The organism is Flavobacterium sp. KY-23415, from assembly GCF_055384985.1.
On sequence record NZ_AP044001.1, the window covers coordinates 2319106 to 2334302 of the forward strand.

At 31.7% G+C, this 15197-nt stretch carries 13 protein-coding genes and 1 pseudogene; 2 read left to right on the forward strand and 12 right to left on the reverse strand.

Annotation, left to right across the window (positions count from 1 at the left end; genetic code table 11):
• Positions 1-10 precede the first annotated feature (10 nt).
• From ACZ49Z_RS09990 to ACZ49Z_RS10005, 4 genes are all read right to left on the reverse strand, one after another.
• Positions 11-781 (reverse strand): class I SAM-dependent methyltransferase, encoded by a 771-nt coding sequence (locus ACZ49Z_RS09990; protein ID WP_464308023.1) that lies wholly within the window; start codon positions 779-781, stop codon positions 11-13.
• A gap of 38 nt (positions 782-819) precedes the next feature.
• The gene (locus ACZ49Z_RS09995; protein WP_464308024.1) at positions 820-1200 is read right to left on the reverse strand and encodes a GxxExxY protein; all 381 of its coding nucleotides are present in this window, start codon (positions 1198-1200) and stop codon (positions 820-822) included.
• A 44-nt stretch (positions 1201-1244) separates the two neighbouring features.
• Entirely contained in the window at positions 1245-2063 is an 819-nt protein-coding gene (gene map / locus ACZ49Z_RS10000) for a type I methionyl aminopeptidase (protein ID WP_464308025.1), read from the reverse strand.
• Positions 2064-2229: 166 nt separating this feature from the next.
• Positions 2230-3102, reverse strand: coding sequence for a hypothetical protein (locus ACZ49Z_RS10005; RefSeq protein ID WP_464308026.1), 873 nt, complete (start codon positions 3100-3102; stop codon positions 2230-2232).
• A gap of 122 nt (positions 3103-3224) precedes the next feature.
• On the opposite strand from ACZ49Z_RS10005, the gene ACZ49Z_RS10010 reads away from it, so the two are divergent.
• A complete protein-coding gene (locus ACZ49Z_RS10010) occupies positions 3225-4499 on the forward strand; it encodes an acetyl-CoA hydrolase/transferase family protein (protein ID WP_464308027.1) in 1275 nt (424 codons plus the stop codon).
• 103 nt (positions 4500-4602) lie between these two features.
• The gene (locus tag ACZ49Z_RS10015) at positions 4603-4941 is read left to right on the forward strand and encodes an RNA recognition motif domain-containing protein (protein ID WP_464308028.1); all 339 of its coding nucleotides are present in this window, start codon (positions 4603-4605) and stop codon (positions 4939-4941) included.
• Between the two features lie 214 nt (positions 4942-5155).
• Here ACZ49Z_RS10015 and ACZ49Z_RS10020 read toward each other — a convergent pair whose 3' ends face one another.
• The 8 genes and pseudogenes from ACZ49Z_RS10020 to gpmI all read right to left on the reverse strand — a co-directional run bounded on the left by ACZ49Z_RS10020 (position 5156) and on the right by gpmI (position 15129).
• Positions 5156-6541, reverse strand: a complete 1386-nt coding sequence (locus tag ACZ49Z_RS10020; RefSeq protein WP_464308029.1) for a TolC family protein — start codon at positions 6539-6541, stop codon at positions 5156-5158.
• A gap of 142 nt (positions 6542-6683) precedes the next feature.
• Positions 6684-8036, reverse strand: a complete 1353-nt coding sequence (locus ACZ49Z_RS10025; RefSeq protein ID WP_464308030.1) for an HlyD family secretion protein — start codon at positions 8034-8036, stop codon at positions 6684-6686.
• A 17-nt stretch (positions 8037-8053) separates the two neighbouring features.
• Positions 8054-9703: a peptidase domain-containing ABC transporter gene (locus tag ACZ49Z_RS10030; RefSeq protein WP_464308031.1), complete on the reverse strand. Its 1650-nt coding sequence runs from the start codon at positions 9701-9703 to the stop codon at positions 8054-8056.
• Positions 9700-10371 carry a TetR/AcrR family transcriptional regulator gene (locus ACZ49Z_RS10035; protein ID WP_464308032.1) on the reverse strand — a complete coding sequence of 224 codons (672 nt, stop codon included), beginning with the start codon at positions 10369-10371 and terminating at the stop codon, positions 9700-9702. The genes ACZ49Z_RS10030 and ACZ49Z_RS10035 overlap by 4 nt, the downstream gene beginning before the upstream one ends.
• A gap of 272 nt (positions 10372-10643) precedes the next feature.
• A pseudogene (locus tag ACZ49Z_RS10040) lies at positions 10644-12155 on the reverse strand (IS1182 family transposase); the annotation flags it as partial.
• 98 nt (positions 12156-12253) lie between these two features.
• Positions 12254-12889 (reverse strand): thioredoxin family protein, encoded by a 636-nt coding sequence (locus tag ACZ49Z_RS10045; RefSeq protein WP_464304189.1) that lies wholly within the window; start codon positions 12887-12889, stop codon positions 12254-12256.
• Between the two features lie 4 nt (positions 12890-12893).
• Positions 12894-13610, reverse strand: coding sequence for a phosphodiester glycosidase family protein (locus tag ACZ49Z_RS10050; RefSeq protein WP_464304190.1), 717 nt, complete (start codon positions 13608-13610; stop codon positions 12894-12896).
• A gap of 1 nt (position 13611) precedes the next feature.
• Positions 13612-15129 (reverse strand): 2,3-bisphosphoglycerate-independent phosphoglycerate mutase, encoded by a 1518-nt coding sequence (gene gpmI / locus ACZ49Z_RS10055; protein WP_464304191.1) that lies wholly within the window; start codon positions 15127-15129, stop codon positions 13612-13614.
• Positions 15130-15197: the final 68 nt, after the last annotated feature.

The window sequence follows — 15197 nt, forward strand, 5'->3', positions numbered from 1 at the left end:
TAATTTTTAATTATTTAAAACAAACGGGAATAATTTCTCCTTTGGCTAAACAGTATTTTTCTACTAAATCATTTGAAATAGTATTAGTATAATCAACTTCCTCAACTTTAAATCCGATACTTCTCAATTTGTCAAAATAATCACGTCCATAAACCCTAACATGGTCATATTGACCAAAGATTTTCGCACGCTCTTTAGCATCAGTAATAGAATCGTCAGAAAAAGTAGTCGCTCTAGATAAATCTTGAGGAATTTGAAAAATACCCATACCACCTGGTTTTAAAACACGATATAACTCTTGCATGGCCTTTGTGTCATCTGGAATATGCTCCAAAACATGATTACAAAAAATAATATCATAGGCATTGTCTTCAAAAGGAAGATTACAAATATCAGCTTTCACATCGGCTAAAGGAGAAAGTAAATCGGTGGTAGTATAATTAATATTTTGTTGTTTTTTAAAGCGCTTATAAAACTCTTGTTCAGGAGCAAAATGCAATACTTCTAGTTTGGTTGAAGAAGTAAAAAAATCTGTTTCATTTTGTAAATACAACCACAATAAGCGATGTCTCTCCAAAGAAAGCGTGCTTGGAGATAGCACATTATTGCGTTGATTGCCATAGCCATAAGGTAAAAACATCTTGAAGCTTTTACCATCAATAGGATCAGTAAAATTATTTCCCTTTAACAAAAAAGCAATAATAGGACGCACCACAATACTTAATCGAATAAGAATAGGTCTTGGAATGGTGTTTAAAATATATTTGAATAGTTTTTTCATATTTATTTCACAGAGTTACACAAAAGAAACACTAAGATTCACGGAGTGGTATTTATAAAGCGTTTAATATTACTTTTTAGAATTTTAGAATTAAAATTAATGAGTAAACCTAATGGGTAATTGCCTAATTTTAGATAAGTTAAAACTTGAGCAAAATGAACATCGGTAAAGTTTTCAACTGTTTTTAATTCTAAAACGATTTTGTCTTCAACTAATAAATCAATTCTGTACCCATGATCAAGTTTGATGTCTTTATACGTTATTGGTAAAGCTAATTCTTTTACTACTTTTAATCCAGCACTTTTAATTTCATAAAATAGACATTCTTGGTAAGCAGATTCTAGTAAGCCAGGGCCTAATTCTTTATGAACATCAATTGCTAGTCCAATAATTTTATACGATAAGTCGTTTATTTCCATTTTGTGTATCTCTGCGATTGCTCTGTGAATCTTTGTGAAACAATTTACAAAATCAAAGCTTTCTGTCTCAAACCATCTTCTTCATTGCTCACAATTCCTAAAGCATCATAGATATAAGCAAAAGTAGAAAGTAACTCGGGTTTCCCATCAACGATTGCAACATCATGTTCAAAATGAGCACTTGGTTTTCCATCTGCGGTGGTAATAGTCCATCCATCTTTATGTTGAATAATGTTTTTTGTTCCCATGTTTATCATAGGCTCAATAGCAATCACCATTCCGTTTGTTAGCTTTTTGCCACGACCACGTTTTCCATAGTTTGGAACTTCTGGATCTTCATGCATTTTTCGACCCAAACCATGACCACAAAGCTCGCGCACAACACCATAACCATGCTTTTCGCAATACTGTTGAATAGCAAAACCAATATCCTCCACACGATTGCCCACTTTTGTAGCACGAATCCCTTCATAAAGTGACTCTTTAGTAACTTGAAGTAATTTTTTAGTAGCTTCATCAACCTCTCCCACCTCAAAAGTATAGGCATGATCTCCATAAAAACCATTTTTAAAAGCACCACAATCTACCGAAATAATATCACCATCAACCAAAGGTTTGTCGTTTGGAATGCCATGAACAACCTGCGTGTTTGGACTCATGCATAAGGAATTTGGGAAACCATACATGCCTAAGAAAGCAGGTTCAGCACCATGATCTCTAATATATTCTTCTGCAATTTTATCTAATTGTAATGTAGTGACACCAGGTTTAATCTCCTTAGCAATTATTCCTAATGTTTTAGAAACGATCAACGCACTTTCACGCATTAACTCAATCTCTTCTCTTGTTTTTATAATAATCATAATTGTCAAATTCAAAAAAGCAAAAATACAATTTTTATACTAGTTGGTCTTTTATTTTGGGTTTAAATGATTGAGCAGCACAAAAAGATAACCAAGAAGTGTAGTAATAGCTTCATTATGCAGGAGTTTTCTCGGCTCTAATAAATTTTATTAGTGTAAAAGGAAGTTAGTTTTCAGTCTCAAAATCATTAATAGAAAAATCATAGGCATTTCCACGGGATTCATTACTCTCATCCATAATAACAAGCATATTATTGTTTTTAAAACAAATAGCTTCTTTTTGAGAATCATGTTGTAAATTAAAAGTACTAATCATGCCATTAGTAAAATCGTCAGATTTAAAGTTCTCAATTACCCAAACAATAGAATGAGAAAGTAAAGCAATTTTACTGCCATCTTTTGTAATAGCAGCACTTGTAATCACACAATGATCTTTACTGTTACAAGTTTTAAAAATATCGATTAACTCAGCCTTATGATGTCCAGGTTGGTTTGGAACTTTGTAAATCAAAACTGTACCATCAAAATCTTTACTTCTGTTTTTTGTAAAAAGATAAAAATGCCCTCTCCATTCAAAAAAAGATTCACAGTCATAAAACATTTCTTTCTCATTGGGAGGGAAATTCTTTTGTTCGGGATAATAAAACGTAGTTTTTGATTCAGAAGCAATGGCATTTTTTTCCAATTGGTCTGCTTTAATTTTATAGATACATAAATCTTTACGGATATTTTCATTATTCCCAAAGTCACCAATATATAGGTTGCCTGAAACATCAGAAGTCAAATCCTCCCAATCCACATTTTTTACATTTTCAACCGTTATTTCGTTTTCAATTTTTCCGTTTTCTTTTAGATGATAAATGCAATTTTTGTTTCCATGGTCTTCAATAACATAAGTCTGGTTGTTTACAAAAGCAACACCCGAAACTTCATCTAATTCTTTTGGTAATTTATAGGAGAAAATGAAGCTTTCATTTTTTTCAGAGCAAGACAGAATTAAAATTAAAAGCAAAAAAGAGGTAGGAAAAATGAATTTCATATAAAATGAGAGTTGTAATAAAGTGCTATTTCAAATGTATAAAAAATAAATCAAAACTGAGAAATATCATGTTTTAAGATTGCATCCAATGGTAAATTTGTAGAAGTAAAAAAAAAGTAGGTATGAGTCAATATGTAACTGCACAAGAAGCAGTAAAAATAGTAAAATCGGGAGACAGAGTATATGTTCAAGCAGCAGCAGCCACACCAACAATATTAACAAAAGCATTGGCAGAAAGAGCCTCAGAGTTAACCAATGTAGAAGTTTGTCATTTGCATACAGAAGGAGAAGCCCCCTATGCCAATCCTGAGTTAGCCAATAGCTTTCATGTAAATTCTTTTTTTATAGGAAAAAATGTTAGACACACCTTACAAGCAGGGAACGGATCTTATACGCCTGTTTTTTTAAGCGAATTACCACGTTTGTTTAGAAAAAACGTATTGCCATTAGATGTTGTTTTTATTCATGTGTCACCACCAGACAAACATGGCTATTGTTCCTTAGGAGTGTCAGTAGAGGCAACCATTGCTGCTATAGAAAATTCAAAGGCAATAATTGCCCAAGTAAACCCACAAATGCCTAGAACGTTTGGAGATGGTATTCTTCATGTTTCGGAAATAGACTATATGGTAGAAGTAAATGTGCCAATTTTTTGTCATGAAGTAGCACCATTTACAGAAGTTGAAGGCAAAATAGGTGAATATGTAGCTTCATTGATAGACGATAAAAGTACATTACAAATGGGAATAGGGAATATCCCCAATGCAGCATTAAGTAAACTGACCAATCATAAAAACTTAGGACTACATACCGAAATGTTTTCCGATGGAGTAATAGATCTTATAGAAAAAAATGTAATTGACTGCAATTATAAAGGAACCGTTAGAGGAAGAGCCTTAGCCACATTTTTAATTGGGTCTCAACGATTATATGATTTTGTAAACGATAATCCTTTTGTTGAGTTAAGAGAATCATCAATGGTAAACGACACTGCAATGATTCGTAAAAATCCAAAGATGGTTGCTATTAATTCAGCGATAGAAGTAGATGTAACAGGACAAGTTTGTGCCGATTCAATTGGAGGAAAAATGTATTCCGGAGTGGGTGGTCAAATGGATTTTATGCGAGGAGCTTCTTTAAGCGAAGGAGGAAAAGCTATAATTGCACTACCATCTGTTACAAAAAAAGGAGAAAGTAGAATTGTACCCTATTTGAAGCAAGGTGCAGGAGTGGTTACAACGCGTTCACACGTGCAATATATAATAACAGAAAACGGAATTGCCGATTTATATGGAAAAACCCTAAAGAAACGAATAGATGAAATGGTAAAAATTGCACACCCAAATCATCAAGAAACAATTGAAAGACAATATTTTGAGCTAACGAGAACCGAGTAATTAATAGAGCAATGAAAAAAAATCTATTTATCTGAAAATAAATGAAATAAAAAATATTTTGTATCTATTAAAAGAGTATCTTTGGCGTAATAAAATTTTATTTATGAACATTTTTGTAGGAAGTCTTCCGTTCAGTATTGAGGAAGCAGATTTAAGAGGTTTTTTTGAAGAGTATGGAGCTGTTGATTCAGTTAAAATTATCTCTGACAAATTTACTGGAAGAAGTAAAGGATTTGGATTCGTTGAGATGCCAAACGATGCTGAAGCTCAAAAAGCAATCGACGAGTTAAACGGTGGTACTGTAGAAGGTAGAACTATCGTAGTAAACAAATCAGAACCAAAACCTGAAGGTGAAAGAAGATCTTTCAACCGTGGTGGTAATGGTGGAGGAAGAGGAAACTTTTCTAACAACAGAGATAACAATAGAGGTGGTCGTTACTAATTATCTATAGTGTTATAAAATCAAAGAATCCCGAAATCATCGGGATTTTTTTATGGTTATAATTTTAAAAAATTGCAAATTTAGAAGTGAGCAGAACGACTTTTTTGCATAAATCTAGAATGTAATTAGTGATTTTGTAAATCTAAGTTATCTTGGATTGCCTAAAATTGAATCACTCTTATACAATTTGCTGTTTATAGGATGTTAAAAAAAACTATTCCGGCTTACCAATTGTTTTAAACAAAGCAATAGTAGCGTTCAAAAGGGTGTTTTCCAAAACAATATTAGATAGCTGAGCGCTAACCAATTTGTTTTCTCTACTGTTAATTAAAAACAAAGAGCTTTCTCCCATACTAAACAAGCGCTCTTCTGCAGATAGCATTTGCGAATAGCTATTGACTAATTCGGTGTTTATAACTCGTTGTCTTTTATAGGAATTGATTTCTTGTTTTTGAGCCGCTATTTTATTGGCTAAATTTTCTTTTTCAAAAGCCAAGCTCAGTTCGGTATCTTGCACTTTTAATTTCGCTAGTTTGAGATTGGCTCTTTCTTTTCGCAAAAACAAAGGAAAAGAAAAAGTAAGCCCCACTTTATAATCTTCCAATCTGTAATTATCAAAAGTACTCGGTTCGGAAAGATAATTATAACTCAAATTTAATTTTGGCAAAAGACTATTAGCGTTTAATTTTCTGTCAATATTTAAAATGTCAATTTTAGACTGTAAAGCATTAAGTTTAGGATGATTGTCTAAAGTGATTTCGTTAAATTCGGTTAAATTCAAAGTCTCCAAAATAGTTTGCTCAATCGTTAAATCGGGAAACAAAGCGTCATCTAGTTCCAAAGGAATACTGTTTTCTGTCCAAATATAATTAGAAAGTTCTAGTTTAGCTTTGGTTAATTTAAGCTGAGAATTTTCTAAATTCAAACGTCTTGTTTTTACAGTTATTCCCGCTTCAACACTATCAATTCCCGCTTTGTCACCTTGTTCAATAAGTTTTAAAACCCCGTTATAACGAACCGTAGCATTTTTTAAATAATCAGCATAAAGTTGAACTTCATCATAATTTCTTTTCCAATTAATATAACTCACTACAGCATCAGAAATGACAGCCGTAACTTCAAGATCTCTTTCGGCTTTGTTTAGTTTTTGGTAAGATTTAGCTTTGCGCAAATCGGCCATTCTTTCATTAATCCACAAACCTTGTCCAACAGGAACGGTAATCCCCAAAGAAGTAAGTCCGCTATTGGGAACCGTATTTTCTGGATTCAAATAGATGCCTTCATTATTATCAAATGCCGCTTTAATCTCAATGCCATACCAGGTAGGAATTTTGAAGCTCCCGTTGAAAATAGAATAATAATTCTTATCGCCATATTCTTTCGCTACATAATCGGCTTCAATTTTAGGATCAAATGCACCACGAGCCTTCATGAGCTTTGCTTGTGCTTCACTAATTTTTAAATCGGCTTGTTTTACTAAAGGGTGGTATTTTTTTACATAGCCTAAAAATTCCTCTAAAGTAAATTCTTTTAAGTTGCTCTCTTGTGCGTTAAGAAAACCACCAAAAACAATGAAAAAAGCAATTAATTTTAGTTTCATTTGTGTGAATTGTTTTGAAAAATGATAAGGAAACTAAGCTAACCCTGATGGAAACAGCATCCTTTGCAACCTTTAAACGGTTGCAAAGATAGCGTGAACAGCAGGAATAGGGAACGCATAGAAGCCTTTAGTATCGTTTCAGTTATTTCTTTTTATCTTTATTGTTCTTCTCGTCTGCTTTGTAAAAATTTGGAGGAAAACCGTTTAAAGTTCTCCATATTTCAAACCAGATAGGCACGTCTTCTAAAAGTGCAATCGATTGTGTTCCTGCACCAATACTCAACTGTTTTGGCCAATTTTTTTCTTCTTTGTCTGGAGCAATTAAAACTCTATATTTCCCGTTTTCGCTAATGAAACTCTCTTTAGCAACGACTACACCTCCAAATGTACCGTAGGAAGCTCCAGGCCAGCCACTAAAAACAATCGTAGGCCAGCCATCGAACCATACTCTAACTTTTTGACCTTTGTTTATTAATGGGAAATCGACAGGATCAATATAAGTTTCTACAGCAATCTCAAATTGAGCAGGCATAATACTCACAATAGAAGTACCTTCTTTTATAGTTTCGCCAATACCAGACTGTATGGCTCTATTTATATAGCCATCTTGCGGAGCTGTAATATAATATAAACCGTTTCTAATTTGGTAGTTCGTATATTGGTTTTTTAGTTTCCCAATTTGCGCTTCCGTATCGAACTGCGAACTTAATGCAGTTTGTTTGTCGCTGCTTGCTTTGGCACTTTTTTCTGCATATTCTGCCGAAATTCGATTGAGCTCCATTGTTGCGTTTAGAATTTCATTTTGACTTGCCAAATATTTATTTTCTTGTGTAATTATTTTTGCCTCCATGTCTTGAAGCTTCACTCTTTTCTCCTCAACATCGGTTAATGGTTTTAAGCCTTCTTTGTTTAGATTAATAGCACGATTGAATTGTGTTTCTGCAATTTTTAACTGAGTTTTAATCGCTTGTAAATCGATACTGTCACTTTTAACTTTAAGATAGGCTTGTTTTAATTTGTTTTGCGCTTGTTTGTATTTTAGTCCTTTTTCGTTTTCAATAGCATACATTTGACTTTCTAAAGCTCTCACTTTTGAAGCATAGGAACTAGCTGCATTTTCTTTTGCTTTTACTTGGTTTCCTGTGTTTTGCACCAAGTTAGGGTCTAAATAATCTTCTTTAATTTCCGAAATGAACAGAATAGTATCTCCTTTTTTGACAAAATCACCTTCATTCACATACCATTTTTCTATTCTTCCTGCAATAGCAGTTTGAATATTTTGAGGTCTTTGGTTGGGTTTTAGCGTGGTTACAAATCCAGTTCCCGAGATGTTTTGCGTCCAAGGAAGAAACAAAAACAAGAACAATATAATGGCTACTGCAATAATTATTTTTCGAATCACTACATAGCTTTTGTTATCTGCAAAGACGATGTTCGATTTGAATCTTGAAAAATCAAAATTACTATCAACTCTGTTTTTTGTGATGTTTAGCATTTTTTAGTTTTTAATAATTAAGCAATTTGACCTTTTTCTAATGTGATGGTTTTAGTAGCATACTTATCCCAATCTTTGTTTCCGTTGGTTATAATAACTGTCCAAGGATGTTTTTTATCCATTATATACTTAATAATTTCTTCCGATTGATTATTGTCAACTTTGGTTAATGGATCTTCTAATAAAATAATTTCTGGCTTAGAGAGAATGCTTCTGGCAATGATTATTTTTTGCACAACAGACGAATTAATTTGTTTTCCGTCTGGAAATAAAGGTGTATCCAACCCTAAAGGTAGCGATTTTATAAATTCGGTTAGTTTTACTTTATCAAGAACAAAATTAATTTCATTAATTGTAATGTCTTTGTTTTTACAGATAATATTATCTAAAATACTACCTTCAAATGTACTATCACTAGAAGTAACTAAAGCGGTTCTGGAACGATAATTTTGAATGTCAATTTTATTAATATTTACATCATTGATGAAAAGTACTCCCGAAGTAGGATCTAATATTTTGCCTAATAGTCTAATTAAGGTAGTTTTTCCAGAACCATTTTCGCCTTTAATAACTAATCGTTCATTTGGTTTCACGATTAAGTTAATGCCGTTTAAAATGCAAACATCAGAATTTGGATATTTGTAAGTTAAATTTTTCACTTCAATAGTAATAGGCTCATTATTATCGATCATAAAGTTTTGTTGATCGTTATTCTTTTCAATTTCTAAGTCGGCAACAGCACCTAATTTCTCTAATGATGTTAACACGTCATAAAACAATTCTAAACCACCAAATAATTTTTCAACCGCAGTTATTATGGTTAAAATAATAATTTCTGCAGCAACGAATTGACCAATATTCATTTGTTGATTTAACACTAAAAGTCCACCAACAATTAAAAGTCCAGCAGTTATAATGGTTTTAAAACCAACTAATTGAACAAATTGTCTTTTTAATATTTTAAAGTGTTTTTCTCTGTATTCTAAATAATCACTAACTAAATCGTCGTTTTTGTTTAATGAAAAATTGAATAAATTTTGGTTTTTGAAGCTAAGGTGATTTCTAGCAATTTCTTGAATCCAATGGGCTACTTTATATTTATATTTTGATTCTTTCAAACTAGTTTCTAAACCTTTTGAGAAATTAGCTTTAAAAATAAGATAAAGCAAACCAGTTAGAATGAAACCAAAAATAATGAAGAACGAATGATATAAAGAAAGTAAAATCATTCCGAAGATTATTTGAAGAATAGCTGTCGATATGTCTAATAATAATTTAGAAAATCCTTTTTGAACGGTTAAAGTATCGAAAAAACGATTCGCCAACTCTGGAGGGTATTGATTGTATAATTGATCGTGTTTGATTTTTGGAAAACGATAAGCAAAATCAAAAGACGAGCGTACAAATATTTTTTGTTGCAAGTTTTCAGAAATGCGATATTGCATAATTTTAAATATACCGCCAAGGATAACACCTACCACCACAACAATAACAAGAATTGCCCAAGAAGTAGAAGGTTTTCCTGCTTGTAGAAAATTTATAATGGACTGAATACCAAGAGGAAGGGTTAAGCTAATTAACCCTCCGAAAAGAGAATAAAGTATAATTTGATAAATATCTCTTTTGTCCAATAAGATTAAGTTTTTAAATCTTTCTAATGGTTTCATACAAGTGTTTTTTTAGTTAAGTCAATATAAAATTCAGATAAACAATCAGATTCAGAAGCATTTGTAATAGTTATAAAATGCTCTTTTAAATAATGTTGATGCAAAGAACCTTCTACGATGGAAGAAGCAAGAGTTTTAGCATACTTATATTTTGGATTTACATCTTGAATCATTGCTATTAATCGATTAATGACATTTTTATAAACTATAAAAAAGCCTTCTTTGTTCTCCTCATCCACTTCTTTTGTTAAGAACGTTTTTGTAAACTCACAGATTATAATTTTATTCAAAATAGACTCATCAATGTGTCTGGTTGAAATATCATCTTTAACTTCTTCTGTAATAATAACAATTGCTTTATTTAATTTTTCAATTGGGTCAGAAATATTAGTAGTAGAGAACACTAGTTTATATTCAACCCAAGACCAATACCAAGAAGATAAATATAATAATAATTTGTGCTTGTTTTCAAAATACCTATAGATAGAACTTTCATTGGAACCAATTTTCTCTCCTAGTTTTTTAAATGTAAATGCATCGAAACCAATTTCATCGATGAGGAAAATGCTATTTTGAATTATTTTTTTTCCTAAATCTGACGTTTCAGGATTCTTTACAAACAGTTTGTCATTTACTGTTATATTTAAATTAGCAAGTAGATCTTTCATGTTTTGAATATTATGAATGCAAATATAATAGTAATACTATTAACTTTTAAAAGTTTAACTTTTAATTAATAATTGTATATAAAAAAGGGGCTGTCCGAAAAGGACAGCTTTTTTTATGTAGCTATTTTTAAGCTATTTTGTTTTGAAGAAAAAATAATAGCAAAATAACTTTGAGTTACTTTAACAAGGCAAATTTTAGTTTTAAAATAGGCTAGATAAGTGTGAATTTTGGTTTTGAAAACAAATTTTGGCAAGTCTGTCTTGAATGCATTCATTTTTCTAAAGTTGTGTCCAAGGGCCATTAGTAAAAACTCTAATGTTACTTTTTCTAATCCCTTCATTGTGAATCGATTGAATTTATTATTGCTTTTAAGTTGACCAAAAACTGCTTCTACCTCTATTGGACGTTTACTTCGATGTTTTAGTCCTTTTTCACTCATTAGTAGCTTTCTTGCTTTTTCTTTTAATTCATTTAATCGATGATTGACTGATAAAATTCTATTACCTTTTGCTTGATGACATTGACTTCGTAAAGGACATCCTTGGCATCTTTTGGCTTGATAATATGTAATTTGTGATTCATATCCAGTACTGGTTTCACGTTTTCCTACTCCTGTTTTTTGCATAATTTGCCCCATTGGACAAACATAAAAATCGTGTTCTTCGTTGTAGAATAAGTTTTGAACAAGAAAAGGATTGTTTTTTATCTTTCTTTTTTGTTCTTGATGAAAATAGTTGTATTTAACATAAGCATCAGCCTTTTTTTCTTCAAGCATTTGATAATTTTCTTCACTGCCATAACCTGCATCTGCAACGATTTCCTTGCTCTGTTTTTGATAAGCTTTTTCAAAACCTTCAAGATGAGAACTTAAGGTTGTAGTGTCATTTGTTGTTTGATGAACAGATACATGTGTAATGAATTGATTTTCTGTAGATATTTGCGGATTGTAAGCGGGTTTTAATTGACCGTTTTTCATATGATCTTCTTTCATTCTCATAAAGGTAGCTTCGGGATCCGTTTTACTATAAGAGTTCCTATTTTCCATTGTAGCTAAGTCTTTTTCATATTTTTCAAGCTTTGGAAGATGCTCCTCTTGAAGTTTTTGTAACTCTTTTTCCTGCTTTTTGGTAGGCATTTTGAGCTTTTTATTAAGAATCGAAAGCTTTTCTTTTAATCTTTCCGAATCTATTGATTTTGGTAATTCTTCTATATTTAGTTCTTGATTATCAGATTGAATACTATTTTCAATAGTTGATAAAATATGACTAATTTTAATTTCTAGTTTTTCTTTATATTTCTCAATGGAGCCTCTCCATACAAAAGTATATTTATTAGCTTTAGATTCTATCTTTGTACCATCAATATACTGAACATCTAGGCTTACATATTTCATTTCAACCAACATTTTTACCACTTCTGCAAAAAGAGTTTGAATGTGATTTTTTAGAACTTTACCCCTAAAATCGTTTATCGTTCTAAAATCAGGAGTCGAGTTGCCCGAAATATACATAAAATGAATGTTCTCCTGAAGTGCTTTTGCAATTTTTCTGCAAGAATATACATTAGATAAATAACTGTAAAACAAAACCTTAATCATCATTCTTGGATGGTAAGCTGAAGTACCACCTCCTTTATATTTTTTCAATATTTCACTTATATCTAACTGATTAACAACTTGTTCCACTAAGCGAACTGGATGGTTTTGCGGTATTCTATCGAAAATATTGATAGGAAATAACTCTGGAGAATTGCCTGTTTGATTTTTAAAAACTATCTTAGCCATTGTGTATTTTTGTCTCAATTCTAAGATACTAATTTTAGAGAAAAATACAACAAAAAAAGGCTGTCCTTACTTTTTGGACAGCCTCTTGAAATTTAATATTAATCAGTATAGATGTGTTTGTAAGTCTTACCAGAAACAATGTTAAGAAAATCTTGTTCTAAACTTTCAACTGGCGATTCAACAATTCTATTTGTTTCGATTTTGTTTTTATAGAATATAAAAGTTGGAACATTTGTAATGTTTATTCCTTTTTCAAAGGCTTCAGGAGTTGTTTTATCTCTTTTCATTGTGATTAAAGTTACTTTCTTTAAAGGAAAATCCAATTGCTTTAGAATTTTATAAAATTTTGGCACTTGGTTTTGGCTGTCTTCACACCAAGTTCCCATGAAAATGGTAATATGATAATCTTTACTATATTTTTTAATTTCTTTAATTATTGTGTCATTGGCTTGGTATTCGTTATATCCGTTATTGAACCATTCATTGAATGGAGCTTGCTGTAAATCTATCATTTTTGCAGCACCCACTAGAATACCTTCGGTAATTTCTTTGTGAGTTTCTTTTTTGTTTAAATTAATGCCTATAATGCTTTTTCCATCTTCTCCATCTTTTCCATTTTCTCCATTCTGACCATTAATGCCTGGTTTTCCTGGAGTGCCGTCTTGCCCTTTAGTGTGAACAGAGCAACTCATTACTAGTGAAAGAGCTGCAATTAATATTGTTTTTTTTATCATGAATCTATTTGTTTGTTACACCAATTATTACACCAAAATTGCCATCGGTTAGTATCCAGTTTTCTTCTGGAAAATATGACCTAGAAACAAAACCATCTAAATATAATGCACTTTTGCAACCTAATTTTTTAAAATAGGAAGCAAAATCATAAAAATTAATTTCTTTTTTAGACATAGCAAAAACAACATTCCCATTTTCTAATATGCCAACTCCATTTCTAATATTTAGATTTTTTGAGCCTTCTTTAAAAGCTGTGTGTATCTTGTTGTTGCTAATTAACATTGGTCCTGATTGTGTTGCGTATTTTATATTTTTTTGATGGGAGAAGTTTTCTGTATTACAAATTATTGCTTTATTCTCATTTGTAATATAAAAAATACCATTGGGTTTTAAGTAAAAGTTGCCATTTCCGTTTAAAGTATCGATGTCGTTTTTTATTTCAAAGTCCTCAATAAATAAACCTTGAGGAGTATGGTTTTTTTTATACATTCCTCCATTCGTTGCAAAAAGTAGAATTTGATTTTTAGTTTCAAGCCAATTTTTTAAGTTTTGAATACTTAGAAAATTGTTGTTGTTATTGTCTTTCCAATATAGTTTCACTTCTTTTTCTTTCAAATTCACTTCATAACTAAGGAAGCGTTCGTCTTTATTATATTTATATAAAATAAAACCGCTAGATAATAGTAGTACGAAAAGCAAAAAAGGAAGTGATTTATTCATTTTATAACAATGATTTACAAGTCATTACTTCAGGTTGTTCAAGTTTCATCAAATCTAAAATTGTTGGAGCAATATCGCCTAGCACACCATTGTTAATACTCTTAATGTCGGTATCAATAACTATTAAAGGAACAGGATTTGTTGTGTGGGCAGTGTTTGGGCTTCCGTCAGGGTTAATCATCGTTTCGCAATTACCATGATCAGCAATTAATAGGGTAGTGTAGCCGTTTTCTAAGGCAGTTTCAACCACTTCTTTTACGCAAATATCAACAGCTTCACAAGCTTTTATTGCTGCATTCATGTCTCCTGTATGCCCAACCATGTCTCCATTGGCAAAGTTTAGGCAAACAAAATCTACTTCTCCTTTTTTAAGTTCTGGAACTAAAGCATCTTTTAGTTCAAAGGCACTCATTTCTGGTTTCAGATCATAGGTAGCGACTTTGGGAGAGTTTTTTAATATGCGAGATTCTCCTTTAAATGGTTCTTCTCTACCACCAGAGAAGAAGAAGGTAACATGAGGATATTTTTCAGTTTCAGCAATTCGTATTTGCTTTTTGTTCGCTTTTTCTAGAACCTCACCCAATGTTTCAGTAATGTTATCTTTATCATAAATGACATGAACGTTTTTATAGGTGTCATCATAATTAGTCATTGTAACATAGTACAAATTCAATTGATGCATGTTTTGTTCATGAAAATCTTTTTGAGATAAAGCTTCGGTTAATTCTCTTCCTCTATCTGTTCGGAAATTAAAGAAAATAACTACATCTTCCTCTTTTATTGTAGCTATCGAATTTTCATTAGTATCAACAATTGTAATTGGCAGTATAAACTCATCAGTAATATCATTACTATAGCTTTCAAGAATACTTAGAGATCCTTTTTTAGATTTAGTACCTTTTCCGTTTACTAATAAATCATAGGCTAGTTTAATGCGTTCCCAACGTTTGTCTCTGTCCATCGCATAATAGCGTCCAATAATAGAAGCTAATGATGCATTAGTATTCTCAAGGTAATTTTCTAAATCTTCAATATATTTAGCTCCCGATTTCGGATCAACGTCTCGTCCGTCTGTAAAAGCATGAACAAACATATTTTGCACACCAGTTTCCTGAGCCACATCGATTAAACCTCTCAGATGAGATGTGTGAGAATGAACTCCACCATCTGAAACTAGTCCTAGGAAATGGACTGCTTTGTTGTTTTTTTTGGCATATTCAAGAGCGTCCATAAATGGTTTTTCTTGATGAATGGTTTTGTTTTTTACAGCTAGATTAATTTTTGCTAGATCTTGATAAACAATGCGTCCAGCACCAAGATTCATGTGGCCCACTTCGCTGTTTCCCATTTGTCCTTCAGGTAAACCCACATTTAAACCATCGGTTCTTAATTGCGCATTTGGATATTTTGTATATAAGCTATCTATAAAAGGAGTGTTTGCATTATCTATTGCTGAAACTTTTGGATCTGGAGATTTTCCCCAGCCGTCAAGAATCATTAAAATTACTTTTTTACTCATGACTTTCAATTTTTACAAATATATGCAATTGTACTCTTTTTGAATAGTGTACAACTAGACAAAATGTA